At 60.3% G+C, this 18,966-nt stretch carries 18 protein-coding genes; 6 read left to right on the top strand and 12 right to left on the bottom strand.

Annotated elements, in window-relative coordinates; translation table 11 throughout:
* Positions 1-21 precede the first annotated feature (21 nt).
* The 5 genes from mltG to fabD all read right to left on the bottom strand — a co-directional run bounded on the left by mltG (position 22) and on the right by fabD (position 5,434).
* The gene (gene mltG / locus FGF54_RS04090; protein ID WP_142778993.1) at positions 22-1,242 is read right to left on the bottom strand and encodes an endolytic transglycosylase MltG; all 1,221 of its coding nucleotides are present in this window, start codon (positions 1,240-1,242) and stop codon (positions 22-24) included.
* Positions 1,243-1,571: 329 nt separating this feature from the next.
* On the bottom strand, positions 1,572-2,834 hold the full coding sequence (gene fabF, locus FGF54_RS04080; RefSeq protein ID WP_142778992.1) for a beta-ketoacyl-ACP synthase II: 1,263 nt from the start codon (positions 2,832-2,834) through the stop codon (positions 1,572-1,574).
* Positions 2,835-3,082: 248 nt separating this feature from the next.
* Positions 3,083-3,319, bottom strand: a complete 237-nt coding sequence (locus tag FGF54_RS04075) for an acyl carrier protein (protein WP_003502080.1) — start codon at positions 3,317-3,319, stop codon at positions 3,083-3,085.
* Positions 3,320-3,669: 350 nt separating this feature from the next.
* Positions 3,670-4,407, bottom strand: a complete 738-nt coding sequence (fabG, locus tag FGF54_RS04070; RefSeq protein WP_142778991.1) for a 3-oxoacyl-[acyl-carrier-protein] reductase — start codon at positions 4,405-4,407, stop codon at positions 3,670-3,672.
* A gap of 82 nt (positions 4,408-4,489) precedes the next feature.
* On the bottom strand, positions 4,490-5,434 hold the full coding sequence (fabD, locus tag FGF54_RS04065) for an ACP S-malonyltransferase (RefSeq protein WP_142778990.1): 945 nt from the start codon (positions 5,432-5,434) through the stop codon (positions 4,490-4,492).
* Positions 5,435-5,658: 224 nt separating this feature from the next.
* Here fabD and FGF54_RS04060 point away from each other — a divergent pair, with 224 nt between their 5' ends.
* The 5 genes from FGF54_RS04060 (at position 5,659) to rplI (ending at position 9,474) form a co-directional block, all read left to right on the top strand.
* Entirely contained in the window at positions 5,659-6,702 is a 1,044-nt protein-coding gene (locus FGF54_RS04060; RefSeq protein ID WP_142778989.1) for an aldo/keto reductase, read from the top strand.
* A gap of 293 nt (positions 6,703-6,995) precedes the next feature.
* Positions 6,996-7,457, top strand: coding sequence for a 30S ribosomal protein S6 (gene rpsF / locus FGF54_RS04050; protein WP_003520723.1), 462 nt, complete (start codon positions 6,996-6,998; stop codon positions 7,455-7,457).
* Positions 7,458-7,473: 16 nt separating this feature from the next.
* Positions 7,474-7,722: a 30S ribosomal protein S18 gene (gene rpsR, locus FGF54_RS04045; RefSeq protein WP_003502063.1), complete on the top strand. Its 249-nt coding sequence runs from the start codon at positions 7,474-7,476 to the stop codon at positions 7,720-7,722.
* 187 nt (positions 7,723-7,909) lie between these two features.
* On the top strand, positions 7,910-8,884 hold the full coding sequence (locus FGF54_RS04040) for a DUF2232 domain-containing protein (RefSeq protein WP_080852341.1): 975 nt from the start codon (positions 7,910-7,912) through the stop codon (positions 8,882-8,884).
* 14 nt (positions 8,885-8,898) lie between these two features.
* Entirely contained in the window at positions 8,899-9,474 is a 576-nt protein-coding gene (rplI, locus tag FGF54_RS04035) for a 50S ribosomal protein L9 (protein ID WP_142778988.1), read from the top strand.
* 259 nt (positions 9,475-9,733) lie between these two features.
* Here rplI and FGF54_RS04025 read toward each other — a convergent pair whose 3' ends face one another.
* From FGF54_RS04025 to FGF54_RS04015, 3 genes are read right to left on the bottom strand one after another with little or no spacing between them, the layout of a single operon-like run.
* Positions 9,734-10,801, bottom strand: a complete 1,068-nt coding sequence (locus FGF54_RS04025) for an HlyD family secretion protein (protein WP_142778987.1) — start codon at positions 10,799-10,801, stop codon at positions 9,734-9,736.
* Positions 10,802-10,820: 19 nt separating this feature from the next.
* On the bottom strand, positions 10,821-12,566 hold the full coding sequence (locus tag FGF54_RS04020; protein WP_168208004.1) for an MFS transporter: 1,746 nt from the start codon (positions 12,564-12,566) through the stop codon (positions 10,821-10,823).
* Positions 12,563-13,018 (bottom strand): MarR family winged helix-turn-helix transcriptional regulator, encoded by a 456-nt coding sequence (locus tag FGF54_RS04015; RefSeq protein ID WP_003520717.1) that lies wholly within the window; start codon positions 13,016-13,018, stop codon positions 12,563-12,565. Before FGF54_RS04015 ends, FGF54_RS04020 begins: the two co-directional genes overlap by 4 nt.
* 312 nt (positions 13,019-13,330) lie before the next feature.
* Between FGF54_RS04015 and FGF54_RS04010 the strand changes: the two genes are divergently transcribed.
* Positions 13,331-14,827 carry a replicative DNA helicase gene (locus FGF54_RS04010; protein ID WP_003520716.1) on the top strand — a complete coding sequence of 499 codons (1,497 nt, stop codon included), beginning with the start codon at positions 13,331-13,333 and terminating at the stop codon, positions 14,825-14,827.
* 43 nt (positions 14,828-14,870) lie between these two features.
* Here the strand turns inward: FGF54_RS04010 and FGF54_RS04005 are convergent, their stop codons facing one another.
* The 4 genes from FGF54_RS04005 to FGF54_RS03990 form a co-directional block, all read right to left on the bottom strand.
* On the bottom strand, positions 14,871-16,586 hold the full coding sequence (locus tag FGF54_RS04005; protein ID WP_142778986.1) for an ABC transporter ATP-binding protein: 1,716 nt from the start codon (positions 16,584-16,586) through the stop codon (positions 14,871-14,873).
* A gap of 188 nt (positions 16,587-16,774) precedes the next feature.
* Positions 16,775-17,077, bottom strand: coding sequence for an AzlD family protein (locus FGF54_RS04000; protein WP_142778985.1), 303 nt, complete (start codon positions 17,075-17,077; stop codon positions 16,775-16,777).
* Positions 17,074-17,778: an AzlC family ABC transporter permease gene (locus FGF54_RS03995; protein WP_142778984.1), complete on the bottom strand. Its 705-nt coding sequence runs from the start codon at positions 17,776-17,778 to the stop codon at positions 17,074-17,076. The genes FGF54_RS04000 and FGF54_RS03995 overlap by 4 nt, the downstream gene beginning before the upstream one ends.
* Positions 17,779-17,913: 135 nt before the next feature.
* Positions 17,914-18,771: an AraC family transcriptional regulator gene (locus tag FGF54_RS03990; protein WP_065654096.1), complete on the bottom strand. Its 858-nt coding sequence runs from the start codon at positions 18,769-18,771 to the stop codon at positions 17,914-17,916.
* Between the last annotated feature and the right edge of the window lie 195 nt (positions 18,772-18,966).

Raw genomic sequence — 18,966 nt, 5'->3', positions numbered from 1 at the left:
CGCAAGGCCCGGTCAGGATTTTCAATTGTCGGCCGGCTTTTCCGCCTCGGCCCCGCCCGGCTGGCCATCCACGACAATATCGGGATTGGCGCCGGAGGCCGCCTTTTCGGCCTCTATCTTGCGCCAGCGGCGCACATTGGCGTTATGCTCTTCAAGCGTCTTCGCAAACACATGGCCGCCGGTGCCATCGGCAACGAAATAAAGGTCATCCGTGCGCCATGGATTGGCCACGGCCTCAAGCGCCGCCCGGCCCGGATTGGCGATGGGCGACGGCGGCAGGCCCTTGATGACATAGGTGTTGAACGGCGTCTGCTTCTGCAGGTCCGACTGGTAGATCGGGCGGTCCGACGGTTTGCCGTCGCCACCGAACAGGCCGTAGATGATCGTCGGGTCGGATTGCAGGCGCATGCCCTTCTTCAGACGGTTGTAGAACACAGAAGCGACATGGGCGCGCTCGTCATCCTTGCCGGTTTCCTTCTCGACAATCGAGGCAAGCGTCACGAATTCTTCGACGGTCTTGATCGGCAGGTCGGGATCGCGCCGTTCCCAGATCATGTCGATCAGCTTGTCCTGCGCCGCACTCATCTGGTTGATGATTTCTTCGCGCTTGGTGCCGCGGGTGAAGCGATAGGTATCGGGGCGCAGGCTGCCTTCCGGCGGCAGCGCCGAGGGCAATTCGCCATCCAGCACTTCATCCGCTCCAAGACGCGCGAACATCTGCTTCACGGTCAGGCCTTCCGGCAGCGACACCGAATAAAGGATCGACTTGCCGGACTCCAGCAGCATCATGATGTCCTTCATCGATGCGCCGGCCTTGATCTCATATTCGCCGGCCTTCAGCGTCTGGTCCTTTTGCAGGTAGCTGCCGGTCATCAGGCGGAAGACACGGGCGTTGGAGATGACCTCGTTACGCTCGAGATTATTGGCAATCTCGATAATGCCGGCGCCGTTGCGCACTGTGAAATGCGTGTTCGTCTGGAGCGGACCGGGCTCCTGAAACGCATCGATCATGTAATAGAAAGCGGCAATGGCCAGCACACAGACGGCAACCGCGAGCGTCATCAGAAAATTCAGAAAGATCACAAGCTGGCCGTGGGCCTTGCGGGAGCGCTTGGGCGGAGCCGGCACTTTTTCCGGCCGCAGGGCTTCCGTCGGGGATTTCGGAATGATCGGGCCGCGATTGCCTTCGCCCGTGCCGTTTTGTCCGTATGGTCCCTGGCTGTTCTGGTTCGTGTCGCTCACCGTCGGTCCTTTTCAGTTCGGCGTTGTCAGCGCTTTTTGCGCAGGTAATGCGGCAAAAACAGGTTCGGAATGTCTTCCTGCACCACATAGAGATATCGTGAAGCCTTGCTATTCCGCTTCACGAACATCGTTTCGGACAAAGCCGATGGAGGAAGCAGCCTGCGGCCGGAAATTACCCCGAACCGGCAAACGCTTCCCATAAACGACTACAATATCGGCGCGAAAACCGGAATGGCCTTCGCAAGCCGCAATGCGTTCTTCAAAGGAAAGAACGTCCTTTGTCAGCACCCGGTGGGAGGGCGCCAGCGGCGGCAGAGCCGCCGCCGCAATTATGCTTCGTAACGACGCAGCACGAGGGAGGCGTTGGTACCGCCGAAGCCGAAGGAGTTCGAGAGCGCCACATCGACCTGCCGCTTGCGCGCCTTGTGCGGCACGAGATCGATCTTCGTCTCCACATCGGGATTGTCGAGGTTCAGCGTCGGCGGAACGACGTTGTCGCGGATCGCAAGCGTCGCGAAGATCGCCTCGATAGCGCCCGCCGCACCGAGAAGATGGCCGGTGGCCGACTTGGTGGAGGACATGGAAATCTTCGAGGCCGATTCGCCGACAAGCCGCTCGACCGCGCCAAGCTCGATCGTATCGGCCATGGTCGAGGTGCCGTGGGCGTTGATGTAGTCGATATCGTCAGGCGTGAGACCTGCGCGCTTCAGCGCCATCGACATGCAGCGATAGGCGCCTTCACCGTCCTCGGACGGTGCGGTGATGTGATAGGCATCGCCCGAAAGGCCGTAACCGACGACTTCCGCATAAATCTTCGCACCGCGCGCCTTGGCATGTTCCAGCTCTTCCAGAACGACGATGCCCGCACCTTCACCCATGACGAAACCGTCGCGGTCACGATCATAGGGGCGCGAGGCCTTTTCCGGATTGTCATTGTGCTGGGTGGAGAGCGCCTTGCAGGCGGCGAAGCCGGCAAGCGCGATGCGGCAGACCGGCGATTCGGCGCCACCGGCGACCATGACGTCGGCATCGCCGAGCGCGATCAGACGGGCAGCGTCGCCAATGGCGTGCGCGCCGGTCGAGCAGGCCGTCACCACGGCATGGTTCGGTCCGCGCAGCTTGTGGCGGATGGAAACCTGGCCTGATACGAGGTTGATCAGGCGGCCGGGAATGAAGAATGGAGAAATGCGCCGAGGGCCCTTGTCGCGCAGCGTATAGCCCGCCTCGACAATGCCCTCAAGGCCGCCGATGCCGGAACCGATCAGAACGCCGGTGGCAATCTGGTCCTCGTCCGTTTCCGGATGCCAGTCCGCGTCGGCAAGCGCCATGTCGGCGGCAGCCATGCCGTACAGGATGAAAGGATCGATCTTGCGCTGTTCCTTGGGTTCCATCCAGTCATCGGCATTGAAGGTGCCGTTGGAACCATCGCCCACGGGAATACGGCAGGCGATCTTTGCCGGAAGGTCTTCGACTTCGAATTCAGTCACGAGACGGGCGCCGTTCTGGCCGGCCAGCAGCCGCTCCCAGGTCACTTCCGTCCCACATCCAAGAGGAGATACCATGCCGGTACCGGTGATAACGACACGCCTCATCGCCAATGCTCCGCCCTTATCCAAATCATCGGTCTTCATGCAACGCCGGACATCAGGAGATGTTCATCGGATGCTGCAGTATTTCAAATCTCAGCATGACGGTTGTGGGCGCCGTTTCCGGCCCATGACCCCATGCATTGCCCGGAACAAGCACCGTCAGGGGCATGTTACCGTCTGCCTATAAAACATTGGCCCGGACGAGCCGGGCCAAGGACGGGAGGATATTGCACCTCCCCCATCAAGGTCGATCAGGCCTGGGCCTTCTCGATGAACTTTACGGCGTCGCCGACGGTCAGGATCGAGTCAGCTGCGTCGTCGGGGATTTCAACGCCGAATTCTTCTTCGAAAGCCATGACCAGTTCAACGGTGTCGAGCGAATCAGCGCCCAGATCGTCAATGAAGCTGGCGCCTTCGACAACCTTGTCGGCGTCAACGCCAAGATGATCAATTACAATTTTCTTTACGCGTTCTGCGATATCGCTCATGTCGGTTTCCTCGACCTTTATTTTGAAGGGAATGCCTTGCGGCACCCTGCCCTGTTAGAAGCCCTCATGCGCCGTTCAAATCCGGCACTGCTGGCAAACCCGTTCAACCCGGTCCAAGCTAGACATCGTCACGCAAAATCGCAACGGCTTCCTGTCTCTCCGGGACGACTGTTCACAGTCTTGGCCCGCTTAACATGGTTTCAATCGGTCGAAAAGCCTGAAAACGCGCTAAGCACAGCGTATGACAGGCAATTTCGCCGAAAACCAGTTGGCGGGGCCTTGCGGCGCCAGCTACCCAAGAAGGTGCTTAAACAGCGCCGCAATCTTTTTCATGACGGCCTCAGGCGCCGTCAGATCATCGCCATGCCGCCGTTGACGTGCAGGGTCTGGCCGGTCATGTAGCCCGCCTCGTTGGAGGCGAGGTAAAGAACGGCCGAGGCGACCTCAGCACCGGTTCCCATGCGCTTCATGGGAATGGCGCCCATGATGGCGTCTTTCTGCTTGTCGTTCAGCTTGCCGGTCATGGCGCTTTCGATGAAGCCCGGCGCCACGCAGTTGACGGTGACGTTGCGGGTGGCGATTTCCTGGGCCAGCGACTTCGAAAAACCGATCATGCCGGCCTTGGAGGCGCAGTAGTTGGCCTGGCCGGGATTGCCGGTAACGCCGACGATGGAAGTGATGTTGATGATGCGGCCGAAACGGCGGCGCATCATCGGATGCGTCAGCTCGCGCGTCAGGCGGAACATTGCCGTCAGGTTCACTTCGATGACCTTGTCCCAGTCCTCGTCGCTCATGCGCACGAAGAGGCCGTCCTTGGTGATACCGGCATTGTTAACGAGGATATCGACGCCTTCCAGTTCGGCTTCGGCCTTTTCGCCGAGCGCCTTGACTTCGGCACGGTCGGCAAGGTTAGCCGGGAAAATCTTGACGCGTTCGCCAAGTTCCGCCGCCAGCGCTTCGAGCTTTTCAACGCGCGTGCCGTGCAGGCCGACGGTTGCGCCCTGGCTGTGCAGAAGGCGGGCGATTTCTTCGCCGATGCCGCCGGTCGCGCCGGTTACGAGAGCCTTGCGGCCTGTCAGATCAAACATGTCCTATTCCTTCTTTAGAGCTTCGGACTGAAAATGTTCAGCGCAGTTGCGCCCGATGAATGCCGCAGCCGGAGTATCCGTCTCAGCCGATGAGGGTGGCAAGAAGCTGGTCGATATCGGCAGCGCCGTTGACGGCAACGCCGTTCACCGTCTTGTCGATGCGGCGGGCAAGGCCCGTCAGCACCTTGCCGGAGCCGATCTCGTAAAGCTGCGTGACATTGTTGGCGGCGAACCATTCCACCGTCTCGCGCCAACGCACCTGACCCGTCACCTGCTCGACCAGCAGGGCGGCGATCTCATTGGCATCGGAAACGGGGGCGGCGCGCACATTGGCGATAACCGGCACGACCGGGTTGTGCTTTTCAACGGCCGCCAGCGCCTCGCGCATGGCTTCCGCCGCCGGCGCCATCAGCGCGGAGTGGAAGGGGGCGGAAACCGGCAGCATGATGGCGCGCTTGGCGCCCTTTTCGGAAGCGATCGCCGCAGCCTTTTCGACGGCGACCTTGCCGCCGGAGATGACGAGCTGACCGCCGCCATTGTCGTTGGCGATCTGGCAGACGCCGAGAATGGCCGCCTCTTCGCAGATTGCCGAAACGGCGTCGTGTTCAAGCCCGATGATCGCCGCCATGGCGCCCTCGCCCACCGGCACGGCGGCCTGCATGGCGTTGCCGCGGATGCGCAGAAGACGGGCGGTATCGGCAACCGAGAAGGTGCCGGCGGCACAGAGCGCCGAATATTCGCCGAGCGAGTGGCCCGCGATATAAGAAACCGTATCGGACAGTTTGAAACCGCGCGCTTCGAGAACCCGCATGACCGCCATGGACACCGCCATGAGGGCCGGCTGGGCGTTGGCGGTCAGCGTCAGCGTCTCTTCCGGGCCGTTCCACATGATATCGGAAAGCTTCTGGTCGAGCGCCTCGTCGACTTCCTGAAACACGGCGCGCGCTTCCGGATAGGTATCCGCCAGCTCCTTGCCCATGCCGACGGCCTGGCTTCCCTGTCCGGGAAATGTGAATGCAATACCCATGGGATGTCGTCCTTCTTGTCTGGCCTTGCCTTTATTCTTTCGGACTTCCATTCACATTCCCGCCAGCGAAGTCAAGGCTTGAAGCCCCATGGCAGGCGCATGTCAGGGGTTTTGCCGTCCTGTTTTCCCCTTTCTTTTCATCATATTTTTTCTTGCACTGCGGCAATTCCCCATTACTTTCACACCACCTTCCAAACTATCTGGCCAAGCACCGGGACATTTCCATGAAACAGAGACTATTGGGCCGCACGGGTATTTCCGTGTCTGAAATCTGCCTCGGCACGATGACGTGGGGCACGCAGAACACCGAAGCCGACGCGCATGCGCAGATGGATTACGCCGTCGAAAACGGCGTCAATTTCTTCGATACGGCAGAACTTTACCCCACCACCCCCGTTTCCGCCGAGACCCAGGGGCGCACCGAAGATTATATCGGCACATGGTTCGAAAAGACCGGCAAGCGCGATCAGGTCGTGCTCGCCACCAAGGTCGCCGGTTCGGGACGCGATTATATTCGCGGCGGCCGCGATATCGACGCCGCCGCCATCCGCGAGGCGGTGGATACCAGCCTCAAGCGCCTGAAGACGGACTACATCGACCTCTACCAGATTCACTGGCCGAACCGCGGCACCTATCATTTCCGCGGCGTCTGGAGCTTCGACGCTTCAGGTCAGGAAAAGCAGCGCACGCTCGCCGAAATCACCGAAAAGCTCGAAACGCTCGGCGAACTGGTGAAGGCCGGCAAGATCCGCGCCATCGGCCTTTCCAACGAGAGCGCCTGGGGCACGCAGAAATATATCGACATTGCCGAGGCCAACGGCCTGCCGCGCGTCGCCACCATTCAGAATGAATATAACCTGCTCTACCGCAGCTTCGATCTCGACATGGCGGAAGTCGCCCATCACGAGGACGTCGGCCTGCTCGCCTATTCGCCGCTGGCGGCAGGTCTGCTCACCGGTAAATACCAGAACGGCGCGCGCCCGGCGGGATCGCGCGGCACCATCAACAGAGACCTCGGCGGCCGCCTGCAGCCGCTTCAGGAAGCGCCCGTCAAGGCCTATCTGGAGCTTGCCGCGCAGCATGGAATCGATCCGGCAAAGCTCGCCATCGCCTTCTGCCTGACACGTCCCTTCATGGCCTCGGCCATCATCGGCGCGACGACGATCGAACAGTTGAAGGTGGATATTGCGGCTGCGGATGTGACGTTGTCGGAAGAGGTACTAAAAGCCATTGCGGCGATCCATCGCCAATATCCGATGGCGATCTGACGGCTTTACAGCGCGCTTTTTCACCGCTTGCCCTTGCATTCCGGGCAAAATTGCGTATAAGCGCGCTGTTCACAACACCCGGTCCAATTGGCTGGTGGCTGAACGGAGGGCTGGTTCCGGTAACGGAACAGCAGGAACCATAAGGTTTTTCCGGCCTCCCGTGTCTCCGCTCTCGACCGTCTCGAACAACGCTTTTCTTGCTTCAAGGCCTTACCCGCCTCACCCAAGAGCAGTCGTTGAGGCTTAGCGCCGTTGCCGGGTGAAGGACGAAACGCAAGAAAGGCAAAGCTTAAATGGCTCTTTACGAACACATCTTCCTTGCCCGGCAGGATATTTCTGCCCAGCAGGTCGACGCACTTGTCGAGCAGTACAAGGGCGTTATCGAATCGTTCGGCGGCAAAGTCGGACGCATCGAGAACTGGGGTCTGAAGTCCCTCACCTACCGCATCAAGAAGAACCGCAAGGCTCACTACGCTCTCATGGACATCGACGCTCCGGCGGCTGCCATCCATGAAGTCGAGCGCCAGATGCGCATCAACGAAGACGTTCTTCGCTACATGACCATCGCCGTCGAAGCCCACGAAGAAGGCCCGTCCGCGATGATGCAGAAGCGCGACCGTGACGACCGTCCGCGCCGCGATGGCGACCGTCCGGACCGTGGCCCGCGTGAAGATCGTGGCCCGCGCGCACCGCGCGAAGGTGGCTTCGGCGACCGCGAAGACCGTCCGCGCCGTCCGCGCGAAGACCGTGCATAAGAAGGAGTTTTGACCAATGGCTGACGCATCCTCTTCCCAGGCACGCCGCCCGTTCCACCGCCGTCGCAAGACGTGCCCCTTCTCCGGCGCAAACGCTCCGAAGATCGACTACAAGGACGTACGTCTGCTGCAGCGCTACATTTCCGAGCGCGGCAAGATCGTTCCGTCCCGCATCACGGCCGTTTCCCAGAAGAAGCAGCGCGAACTCGCCCAGGCGATCAAGCGCGCCCGTTTCCTCGGCCTGCTGCCCTACGTCGTAGCGTAATGAATTGAAGCGAGGCTGCGTTTCGGTGCGGCCTCGTTTTCTCCTTTGAAGCAACTGACTTTTAATCAGTAGGTTGCGAGTTCAAATCCTTTCGCGTTGGGCGCGGATCGATACCATAAAACCCATGTTGGGGATGAGGCTCCAGGGAGCGATCCTCTAACTGCTTTCGTTTCAGCAGGACAGCGAAGTGCAAAAGTTGAACCAGACAGTGCTGATCACCGGCGTTCTCGCCGGCATATGCGCCGCGTTTTTGACGCTTGGCGCAACGGCACAGTCGTCCTTTTCCTTCCTGCTCTATGCCGGTTCCGCCATGCCGATCCTGATCGCCGGCATGGGCTGGGGCAATCGCGCCGCCATCGTCGCGATCATCACCACGGCCATCATCGGCGCTCTCGTCATGTCGCCGCTGTTTGCGCTGACCATCGCGATCTTCACGCTGATCCCGGCGGGCTGGCTTTCGCATCTCGCCAATCTGGCGCGCCCGGCTTCCGAACTCGGCGGCCCGGACGATCTACTCGCCTGGTATCCGCTCTCCGGCATCGTCCTGCACCTGTGCATTCTGGTCTCCATCGCCGTCGTCATTCTCGGCTGGATGATCGGTTACGGTCCCGATCTGGTCGCCCGCATGGTCGATATCATGATGACCTCGGTGCAGAACCGTGAGCCGCTGTTCGAACCCAATGCCGAGGCGCTCGCCCAGACGAAATCGCTGCTGGTGCTGATGCTGCCGATCGTGCAGGGCGGCCTGTGGGTCATCCTTCTGTTTGCGGCCTATTATTTCGCGACCCGGCTGGTCGGCTCCTTCGGCAAGGGCCTTCGCCCGCGTGAGGATATCGCCTCCGCGCTGCGCATGCACCGCAACGCCATCTTCATTTTTCTGGCCGGCATCGTCGCCATGTTCCTCGGCGGCGTCGCGGCCATGGTCGGCGCGGTTATCTGCGGCACCTTCGGCGCGGGCTTCCTGATGGCGGGTTATGCCTCGCTGCACAAACGCGCCCGCGGCAAGGACTGGCGGCTGCCGGTTCTTATCCTCGCTTATCTCTCGGCGGTCTTTGTCTTTCCGCTGTTCATCATTCTCGTGTTCGGCCTGAGCGACGTGCGCAGCACGATCTCTCTTACTCCGACGCGGAAAACCGACAATACGAACGAAACCAAACCATAGAAAGGATCAAGAAGATGGACGTCATTCTTCTCGAACGCATCAACAAGCTCGGCCAGATGGGCGAAACCGTAAAGGTTCGCGATGGCTACGCCCGTAACTTCCTGCTGCCGCAGGGCAAGGCGCTGCGCGCCAACGCTGCCAACAAGGCACGTTTCGAAACCGAGCGCGCAACGCTCGAAGCCCGTAACCTCGAGCGCAAGTCGGAAGCCCAGAAGGTTGCCGAGGCTCTGGAAGGCAAGTCCTTCATCGTCGTCCGTTCGGCTGGCGAAACCGGCCAGCTCTACGGCTCTGTCGCCGCTCGCGACGTCGTTGAAATCCTGGCTGCCGAAGGCTTCAGCATCGGCCGTAACCAGGTTGAACTGAACACGCCGATCAAGACCATCGGCCTGCACAACGTTACCCTTCACCTGCATGCCGAAGTCGAGCTGCAGGTTGAGCTGAACGTTGCCCGTTCGGCTGAAGAAGCTGAGCGTCAGGCCAAGGGCGAAAGCCTCACCTCCGCTGACGCCATCTACGGCGTTGACGAAGACGCGCTGCGTCCGGAGGACTTCTTCGACCCGGAAGCCGATCGCGACGGCGACGACGAATAAGATTTGGCTTAACGGTCAAAAGAAAACCCCGGATGGAAACATCCGGGGTTTTTTGTTGGGTTGAATTCGCGGAGGAATACCCCCCTCTGCCCTGCCGGGCATCTCCCCCTCAAGGGGGGAGATCGGCAGGAAGCGCTACCGCCACTCCATTCGCAAACGTTGAGATGGGCGAGACCTAACCGCGAGTCGATCTCCCCCCTTGAGGGGGAGATGCCCGGCAGGACAGAGGGGGGTGCCTCTCGGCAAACTCCACGCCCGACTACTTCTCCGCCGTCTCCGCCCCCTCCGGCGCCACGCTCTTGTCCACATGCACCACCACCGACATGCCGGGCGACAGATCCGCGGCGAGCGGTTGATCGGCATCGATGGCGATACGCACGCCGAGACGCTGGGCGATCTTCACGAAATTGCCCGTCGCATTATCCGGCTTGATGACGGCGAATTCCGAGCCGGTGGCGGGCGAAAACCGTTCCACATGGCCGGTAAGCTTGCGGCGATGCAGCGCATCCACGGCGATCGTCACCGGCTGGCCGACCTGCATGCCGGCAAGCTGGGTTTCCTTGAAATTAGCGATGACCCAGACATCATGCGGCACCACGGCCATCAGTTGCGTTCCGGCGGTGACATATTGGCCGGTGCGGACGCCGACTTCGCCGAGCCTGCCATCCACCGGCGCGTGGATTTCGGTATTGGCAAGGTCGATCCGGGCAAGCTCGACGGCCGCTTCAGCATTGGCGACGGCCGCCTGCAGCGAGCTGCGGTTGACGATGATGGTTTGCAGATCCTGCCGCGAAACTTCAAGCGCCGCCTTGGCCTGCGAGAGCGACGCCCGCGCCTTTTCGAGCGCGGCATGGGCCTCTTCCTGAAGGCTGGAGGTTCCCGCACCGCTCTTGATGAGGTTATCCTGACGGTCGGATGCGAGCTGCGCCTGTTTCAGCGAGGCCTGCGCGCTGTCGACCGCCGCCTGGCTGGAAAGAATATTGGCGTTGGCCGCATTTTCCTGCTGGCGGGAATTATCGAGCGCCGCCTTCTGCGTATCGAGCGTTGCCTCCGCCTGTGCCTGCTTCTGGCGGTAGATGCGGTCGTCGATCTTCGCCAGCAGCGCGCCTTGGCTGACCTCCTGATAGTCCTTCACCGGTACGTCCACGACATAGCCGCTCACCTGCGGGCTCATCGTCGTGACATAACCACGCACGAAGGCGTTGTCGGTCATTTCGACGGTGGAAAGGAACGGCGGCAGCCGCCAGGCGTAAAGCACCAGCGCCACGCCGGCGAGACCGCCGAGCAGCACGAGAATGGAAACGGGGGTAAAAAACTTCTTCAGCATTTTGTCACTCTTGGAATGTTCAAGACTGTGGTGCCGGTGCGGCATCGATTTCTTCCCGGAAAAGGAAAGGACGGATGCGCAGCCATGCAAGGTGGATCAAAAGCGTGGCCAGCGCCAGCGCAGAGACGACGGAGATCAGCAGGAACGTATCATTATAGGCAAGCACATAGGCCTCCTTGCTGACCTGCTGGCCAAGCAGCGACAGTCCCTCGGCCTTCAGCAATGCCGGATCGGTGATGACATGGCTGTAAGCGCCGGAAAGCTGCGAGACGCGCTGGGCGACCATCGGATTGGTGAGCAGGATATTTTCCACCAGAATATTGGAGTGGAATTTCTCCCGCAGCGTCACGAAACTGCCGAGCAGGCCGGTCATCAGCATCGAACCCGTGATCTGGGTAAACAGGAAGATGGTGATGAAATTCACCAGATAGGGTGCACCCCGGGCCAGAGCGGCGGCAAAACCCTTGGCCATGACGGGCGGCAGGAACATGGCCGCGCCAAAGGCAATCATCATCTGGCTGAGATACATCTCACCCGGCCGTGTCAGATTGTTGGACTGGCTATCCATGAACGAACCGGCGGCGATCAGCGCCAGCGCAATCACGTGGGCGGTATCGACGTATTTCGTGAGCATCAGCCACGCACAGGCCGCACCGCCGAGAATAGTCGCCAACAGCACAAGTGCATAAAGTGTCGTCGTCTGTTCGTTCAGCAGGCCGAGTTGCTGGTAAAAGCTGACCGCCGTTGAAGATTGCTCGGAGGAAACCGCACGGTAGACGAGCAGGACCGCAATAATGTGCAGGTTGGTTTTCGAGAAAATCCAGCGCAGGTCGAGCAGCGGGTTCTTGCGCGGCAATTCGATGAAAGCCATGAGGGTCAGAAGTGCGATCGACGTCGCGAGAAGGACGCCCAGCCACCAGGTTTCGAACCACCAGTAGAACCGGCCGAGCGTGAGCATGACCGCCAGACAGCCGAGACCACCCGCAAACAGAAGATAGCTCAGAATATCCATGCGCTCGATAACTTTCGCGCGCGGCGGTGGGGTGACTTTCAGCACATAGATCATGGCGAAAGCGACCAGCGCGAATCCCACTTCCATGGAATAGAGCGCATTCCAGCCGTCGATTTCCAGCAGGGATGGCGAGACGATGCGCGCGAGCGGCGCCGACAGCAACGTACCGGTCAGCGCTATGCTGAAACCGAGCGAGAATTTCCGCGCAGGCGGAAAGGCCTCCAGAATATAGAGAAAGCCGAGCGACGAGATCGGTGCGGCGGCCATGCCACTGACAAAACGGATAACGATTGCCGAGTGCAGGTCTGTCACGAACAGGTTGAGACAGGAAGCGACGACAAACACGATAATCGAAACTTCGGCGAAAGGCCGCAGGCCATATTGCGCCCGGACCTTGAACAGCGCGATGGAAAAGGTGGCATAGGGCGCCATATAGGCGGCGGAGAGCCAGGCGACCTCGGCCACGGTGGCGGAAAACTCACCCTGCAACTGGTAGATATTGGCCATGACGAGGTTCATGCCCAGGCCCTGGGTAATGAAGAACGACAGGCCCGCGAAGATGAAGCACAGCCGCAGCCATAGCGGCCGCTCGACCGGCTGAGGTGCGGCGGCGGCAGGCTCTGTCACTGTTTCAGCCGCGCCCGAAGCACTCATCGGCGTCACAGCCTCTTCGGGAAGGTCGGCGGGTTTGGAGACCGCCTCAGCATTTGGGGCAGCGGCCTCATCTGAGGTTTGTGGCACCGGGGTACTCACGACTGCGCCCTCCCCGCCGCCAGATTTTGCAGATTGGCCGAAAGCCGGCGCATGACATCGAGCGCCATGGCCAGTTCCTGCGAGGAAATATCGGCGGCAATCTCGGAGCGCAGCGACTTCGCCATCGCCTGCACCGTCTCGGAGGTTTTCTCCCCTTCCGCCGTCATGTGGATGCGTTTGGCGCGGCGGTCGTTCTCATCGGAACGGCGTTCGATGAGGTTCTGTTTCTCCATGCCATCGAGCACCCGCACCAGCGTCGGCGTTTCGATTTCCATTTCCTCGGCAAGCTCGGTCTGCGTCAGCGGTCCACGACGCGAGAGCGCAAAGAGCGCCCGCGCCCGTGCAAGCGTCAGCCCGCTCTCTCCCACCCGCGCATCGAAAAACGCGCGCAGTTTGCGGGTGAAAGCGGAGACTTCATCCAGAAGCTGTTCCTTGTCGGTCTCGCGGGACATATCAGCAAGCCTTATAATTAGCACACTACTTATTTTCTGCCTATTTATTCGTAAGACTGACGATTTTCAAGTTTCTTTCGCGCCGGGTCTGCCATGCGATAAACTCATGGCAGCGAATCACCTTGCCGGAAGGATCCGGCGCCTTGTCCCCAACCCGCCTGTGGATTGCTGGGGACAACTGAAGAAGTGATCGAGCTTCGCAGAGCGGACGTCAGCCTGCCATAGAGTGTTGCAACATTATCATTGACTGCCATGCCCCAGGAAGCCAAACCCGAGGTTCAAGGACAAAGGCAAAGGGAGATCGCGCAAACCATGAACGACGCTGTGAGAAAGATCACCCCCGCGCAGCCGGCGGAACCGCACTACCGCGAAGCGCCGAACAACATCGAGGCCGAACAGGCGCTGCTCGGCGCCATCCTCGTCAATAACGACGCCTATTACCGCGTGTCGGACTTTCTGAAGCCCGTGCATCTTTACGAACCGCTGCACCGCAAGATTTTCGAGGTGGCGGGCGATATCATCCGCATGGGCAAGACCGCCAATCCGGTGACGATCAAGACCTTCCTGCCCGCCGACGACAAGATCGGCGATCTGACGGTGGCGCAGTATCTCGCACGTCTGGCAGCGGAAGCCGTATCGATCATCAATGCGGAAGATTACGGCCGCGCGATCTACGATCTGGCGCTGCGTCGCGCGCTGATCCAGATCGGCGAGGATGTCGTCAATATCGCCTATGATGCGCCGCTCGACATGCCGCCGCAGGCGCAGATCGAAGACACCGAACGCCGCCTGTTCGAACTGGCGGAAACCGGCCGTTACGATGGCGGTTTCCAGTCCTTCAACGATGCCGTGGCATTGGCGATCGACATGGCGGGCGCCGCCTTCGAACGCGACGGCAATCTCTCCGGCATCTCCACCGGCATTCATTCGCTCGACGCCCGCATGGGCGGGTTGCAGCGTTCCGACCTTATCGTGCTTGCCGGTCGTCCGGGTATGGGCAAGACCTCGCTTGCGACCAACATCGCCTACAATATCGCCGCATCCTATGAGCAGGAAGTGCAGCCGGACGGGTCGTACAAGGCGAAGAACGGCGGCGTCGTCGGCTTCTACTCGCTCGAAATGTCGTCAGAACAGCTCGCCACCCGTATCATTTCCGAGCAGACCGAAGTGTCTTCCTCGAAAATCCGCCGCGGTGACATTACCGAGGCCGATTTCGAAAAGCTCGTCGCCTGCTCCCAGATGATGCAGAAGGTGCCGCTTTATATCGACCAGACCGGTGGTATCTCGATTGCCCAGCTTTCCGCCCGCGCCCGCCGCCTGAAGCGCCAGCGCGGCCTCGATGTTCTGGTGGTCGACTACGTTCAGCTGATGACCGGCTCCGGCAAGAGCGGCGAAAACCGCGTGCAGGAAATCACCCAGATCACCACGGGTCTGAAAGCGCTCGGCAAGGAACTCAACGTTCCGATCATCGCACTGTCACAGCTCTCCCGTGCCGTGGAAAGCCGCGAAGACAAACGCCCGCAGCTTTCCGACCTGCGTGAATCCGGCTCCATCGAGCAGGACGCGGACGTGGTGCTTTTCGTGTTCCGCGAGGAATATTACGTCAAGAACATGGAGCCGCGCGATATTTCCGATCCCAAATACGCCGAATGGGAGGCCCTGTTCGACAAGGTGAAAGGCACGGCCGACGTCATCATCGCCAAGCAGCGTCACGGACCGACCGGCACGGTGAAGCTCGCCTTCCAGTCCGAATTCACCCGCTTTACGGATCTGGCCGATCCGAGCTTCAGCCAGTACGAAGAACATTGAGGCGTAGCCACGCCGACCATCGATAAAAACGCTCCGTCCTGCTTCAGGATGGCGCGGAATCTTTTAAATGGCTTGGGACTGACACCTCAGAAGCCGATTCATCGATTGTACCGCTCGGCAATGCAATGACCTGATCGCCCGTGCGGATGCTGCTCTGGCGATGGGTGATGGCGATGATGGTTATATCGCTGTCGACCCGTCTTAACTGATCCATGATTTCCCGCTCTGTCTCCTCGTCCAGCGCCGAGCTTGCCTCATCGAGCAGCAGAATGGACGGTTCGCCGTAAAGCGCACGGGCAATGGCAACCCGCTGGCGCTCGCCGCCGGAAAGCTTCAGCCCCCTTTCCCCGACAATCGTATCGAAACCCTCCGGCATCGCCTCTATCCTGTCGAGTATCGCGGCGCGCTCGGCCGAGCGGCGCAGTTTTTCCTCATCCAGCACCCGCCCGAGCACGACATTGCTGCGCAGCGTATCGTTCAGCAATTGCACCTCCTGCGGTACGATGCCGGCAACGGCAAACCAGTCGTCGCGGCCGATTGCGGTCAGATCGGTGCCATCGATGGTGATACGACCCGATTGCGGCGCCATGGTTTTCTGCAGAAGCCGGAAAAGTGTCGATTTGCCGGAACCGGTCTCGCCGATAATGAAGGTCATACGTCCCGGCGTTGCAGTGAAAGAAACACCCTCGACGCCGCGACCGTTTTCGTAGCGAAACCCCACATCGTCGAATTCTATCGCTTTGCCCGATAGCCGCAGCGGGTTGACATGGGGCGGTTCCTCCTCTTCCGGCGCATTCCACATGCGGGCATAGGGCGCGAAGTGGGCGAAGGAACGGACCGCCTCGCTGATCGATTGCCCGATCAGTTCAAATGGCATGTTGAGCTGAAGCAGAAGCGTGTTGAAGAGAACGATATCGCCTATCGACAGGGCTCCCGCCTCGTAACGCGGCAACAGGAGATAAAAGCCGATGACCATCTGCATGGCGAGTGCCAGCGATATGGTGAAGACGAAGCCGATCCGGCGCAGGGAATAAAGCCGCCAGTTATGATAGATAGAGCCCGCATTATCCGCAAAGCGACGCTTCATCCATGCCGTGCTGCCCGTGTGCCGCAAAGGCTCGATCATGCCGATGGCGTTTCCGACAAAACCGGCATTCTCCTGCCCGGCCTCGATGGCCTTTTCCAGAAAAGGCGTGGTCAGGCGGTTCGAGGCAAGCGTGAGCGCGATGAAGGCCGCGCCGTAAACGACGACGATGGCGACCAGATCCGCACTGAGGACCGTTCCCAGCAACAGGGTGCTGAACAGGAACGTCGCGATGCCCGGCACGAAATAAATAAGGCCGATCTGCATGATCGCCGAGGCGGCCGAAGCGCCCCTTGTCTGCGCAGCCTGAATTTCCGCCGGGTTGTGATCGTTGAAGAAGGACGGTTTTTTATGGACGATGCGCTCGAAAAAGCGCGTCGTCGCGACATATTCCAGCCGCTCCGAATGGATGACCGACATATATTGCGTGGAGCGCTGAATACCCGTCGCCAGTGCCGTCAGGCCCGCATAGAGCGAAAAACCGAGCATCCATTGCAGCGGCGCATCCGGCAGATCGTCGATCAGGCGGGAAAACACGTAAGGCCCTGCGGTGGCGAGAACAGACCCGAGCAGGATCGTCAGCAGCAAAAAGGTGATGGACGGCCATGACGTCTTCAGGTCTTCGGCATAGATTCGGGAAAGCGGTCCGAATGCAACTTCGCGATAGCCTGTCATCACTCTCTCCCGCCCGGCGCTGCTTGAAAGATGCGGCAGGCATTGGATAACGGCTTGGAAGCGCTTGCTCAAGTCCGGACTATCGTTCTCAGTTCACATTCAATATTCCGCATGCAACGGGCCTCAGCCCTATCCCGCCCGTTCTGTTCCCAAGGAAGGAGTCTTTTCAACGGTTTGACCGGATTGTCTCACAATCCGATTCCGCGCAGCAGCGCCACGGCGGCAACACCGAGAGTTGCAGCTGGCAGAAGGCTGAGGCGCAGCGCCGCGATGGCGGTTATCGCGCAGGCGATGGTTTCCGCCGGTCCGCTGGCGAGCGCCGTCGGCGTCACCACGGCCATCAGGACGGCGGGCGGCACCACGCCGAGCGCCTTTTTCAGGCGTGGTGTCAGCGAAAAATGAGTGACCAGCAACAGGCCGCCAAGGCGCGTGGCGACGGTTGCCGCCATCATGGCAAGGATTGTCAGCAGCGTATTCGGGTCGAGCGTCATGCCGGCTGCTCCGCCTGTTCCTCGTGGCCGAAGGCGGCGACCGCCAGACCCGCCAGCGCGCCGGCGGCGATATACCAGGCGCCGGGAACCAGCGCGTGGGTAAGACAGGCAGCGGCAGCGCTTGCCAGAAGCACGAAACCGGTTTCCCTGCCCTTCCAGAACCCCATGAGAAGCACGATGAAGACGGCGGGAAAGGCGAAATCCAGACCGATGACCGACATGTCCCCCACCACCGAGCCGAGCAGCGCACCGGTAAGGGTTGCGAGGTTCCAGACGAGATAGATCGAGAGCGCGGCGCCGGTGAAGAAACCCGCCGTCAGCCTGCCGGCGATGACACGGAATTCCGACAATGCCCAGGATTCATCCGTCAGCACCAGCATGGCGGCATATTTGCGCCAGCCCCTGAAATCATCCAGCTTGCCGGCTATAGAGGCGCTCATCAGCACATGGCGCAGATTGACCAGCAGCGCCGCAAAGCCGAGTGCGCTCCAGCTTGCCGGATGCGTCCATAGATCCATCGCCACGAATTGCGAACCGCCGGCAAAGACCAGCAGCGACATTAGCGAGGCTTCGAGCGGTGACAGACCCTTGCCGATGGCGACCGCACCGAACACCACGCCGATGGGCACCATGGCGACCAGCAACGGCGCGGCTGCCCGCAATCCCGCGCTGAATTCCGTGCCTTTTCCCGATATGGACATCGCATTCTCCCTTTCGAAAGAGAGGGATTACGCTTGCGACATTGTTCGGTCTTGAACGAAAGTGATGTCAGGCGGTTTTCTGCTGAAGCGCCGCTTTTTTTGTCGCATTTCCGAACGGAAATGCGGGGTTTGAACTCAGGCTACCCGAAACTGCCCCGGTGTGACACCGGTGCGGGCCTTGAAATGTCGGGTGAAATGCGCCTGGTCGGCAAAACCGCACATCGCCGCCACCTCGGCCGGCATCTCGCCGGCGCGCAGAAGCCGGCGCGCCCTGCGGATGCGCACATCCGTCAGATAGGCATGCGGGGTGATGTGAAACTCTTTCCTGAAAGCGCGAATGAGGTGCGCACGGCTGAGACCGGCGATGGAGGCCAGTTCCTCAAGGCCGATATCGGTCTCGTAATTGTCGGAAAGATAGTCGCGGGCGGTATAAACCGCCGTTTTCTCGCGTGTTTCGACGGGCAGGATAATGGCGCTGCCGTGCCTGCCGAACAGGGCGGCGAGAACAGAGAACATGCCCTCATCCGCCTCCAGAGCGCCGGATTTCTCCTCCAGCCGCCGGTGCGCCATCTGGAAAGCCGCCGCCATCTGCGGATCGCGCGGCAGGAATCTTGGAAAGGAGGGCGTGCCGTGAAAGGCTCTGCCCGTCACATCCTCGATAATATCGCGCAGCAGGACGATATCGGGATAGATCATCCGATAGCGATAACCGCCGCCGCCCGGTGCGCCATCGTGAACCTCATCCGGGTTGATGAGATAAAGATGCCCCGGCCCCGTCTGCTCGGTGGTGCCCTGAATGGTGGAAATCTGCGAACCGCTTTCGATTGCGCCGATCGAGAAGGTATCATGCGCATGCGGCGAATATTCATGGGTCAGAAAAGTCGCGCTCAGGCACTCCATGCCGCCAAAACGCCTGTCGCGCCAGAAACGGGTGGTTTCCGTCGTCGCAATCGGCATGACATCTATGGCCTGTTCCTGCGAAACATTGTGCATGGAACGAGTTTAAACCAATCGGCCATTACCGTCTTGAACAAAAGTGCCCCAGCTTCATTCCCGCGCATTTCCACAAATGTGCGGGAATGAAGCTCTAACACTTTGAATCTACGCATCGTGCTTTGCAAAAATCGATAACGATTTTTGCGCCGATGCTGTAGGGTCCGCGAGGTTCCAATCAACCGGACGCATGGC

This window comes from Agrobacterium sp. T29 (genome assembly GCF_006970545.1).
Lineage (GTDB): Bacteria > Pseudomonadota > Alphaproteobacteria > Rhizobiales > Rhizobiaceae > Agrobacterium > Agrobacterium leguminum.
Note: the sequence above shows the minus strand (reverse complement) of the source record. Positions and strands in the feature narration are given on the sequence as shown.

Bases quoted from the DNA above. Each gene is read 5' to 3' on its own strand.
- fabD (WP_142778990.1), bottom strand. From the start codon at position 5,434: ATGGGTATTGCATTCACATTTCCCGGACAGGGAAGCCAGGCCGTCGGC.
- rplI (WP_142778988.1), top strand. From the start codon at position 8,899: ATGGACGTCATTCTTCTCGAACGCATCAACAAGCTCGGCCAGATGGGC.
- fabF (WP_142778992.1), bottom strand. From the start codon at position 2,834: ATGAGGCGTGTCGTTATCACCGGTACCGGCATGGTATCTCCTCTTGGA.
- FGF54_RS04075 (WP_003502080.1), bottom strand. From the start codon at position 3,319: ATGAGCGATATCGCAGAACGCGTAAAGAAAATTGTAATTGATCATCTT.
- rpsR (WP_003502063.1), top strand. From the start codon at position 7,474: ATGGCTGACGCATCCTCTTCCCAGGCACGCCGCCCGTTCCACCGCCGT.
- FGF54_RS04005 (WP_142778986.1), bottom strand. From the start codon at position 16,586: ATGACAGGCTATCGCGAAGTTGCATTCGGACCGCTTTCCCGAATCTAT.
- fabG (WP_142778991.1), bottom strand. From the start codon at position 4,407: ATGTTTGATCTGACAGGCCGCAAGGCTCTCGTAACCGGCGCGACCGGC.
- FGF54_RS03995 (WP_142778984.1), bottom strand. From the start codon at position 17,778: ATGTCCATATCGGGAAAAGGCACGGAATTCAGCGCGGGATTGCGGGCA.
- FGF54_RS04025 (WP_142778987.1), bottom strand. From the start codon at position 10,801: ATGCTGAAGAAGTTTTTTACCCCCGTTTCCATTCTCGTGCTGCTCGGC.
- FGF54_RS03990 (WP_065654096.1), bottom strand. From the start codon at position 18,771: ATGCACAATGTTTCGCAGGAACAGGCCATAGATGTCATGCCGATTGCG.
- FGF54_RS04060 (WP_142778989.1), top strand. From the start codon at position 5,659: ATGAAACAGAGACTATTGGGCCGCACGGGTATTTCCGTGTCTGAAATC.
- FGF54_RS04010 (WP_003520716.1), top strand. From the start codon at position 13,331: ATGAACGACGCTGTGAGAAAGATCACCCCCGCGCAGCCGGCGGAACCG.
- FGF54_RS04000 (WP_142778985.1), bottom strand. From the start codon at position 17,077: ATGACGCTCGACCCGAATACGCTGCTGACAATCCTTGCCATGATGGCG.
- rpsF (WP_003520723.1), top strand. From the start codon at position 6,996: ATGGCTCTTTACGAACACATCTTCCTTGCCCGGCAGGATATTTCTGCC.
- FGF54_RS04015 (WP_003520717.1), bottom strand. From the start codon at position 13,018: ATGTCCCGCGAGACCGACAAGGAACAGCTTCTGGATGAAGTCTCCGCT.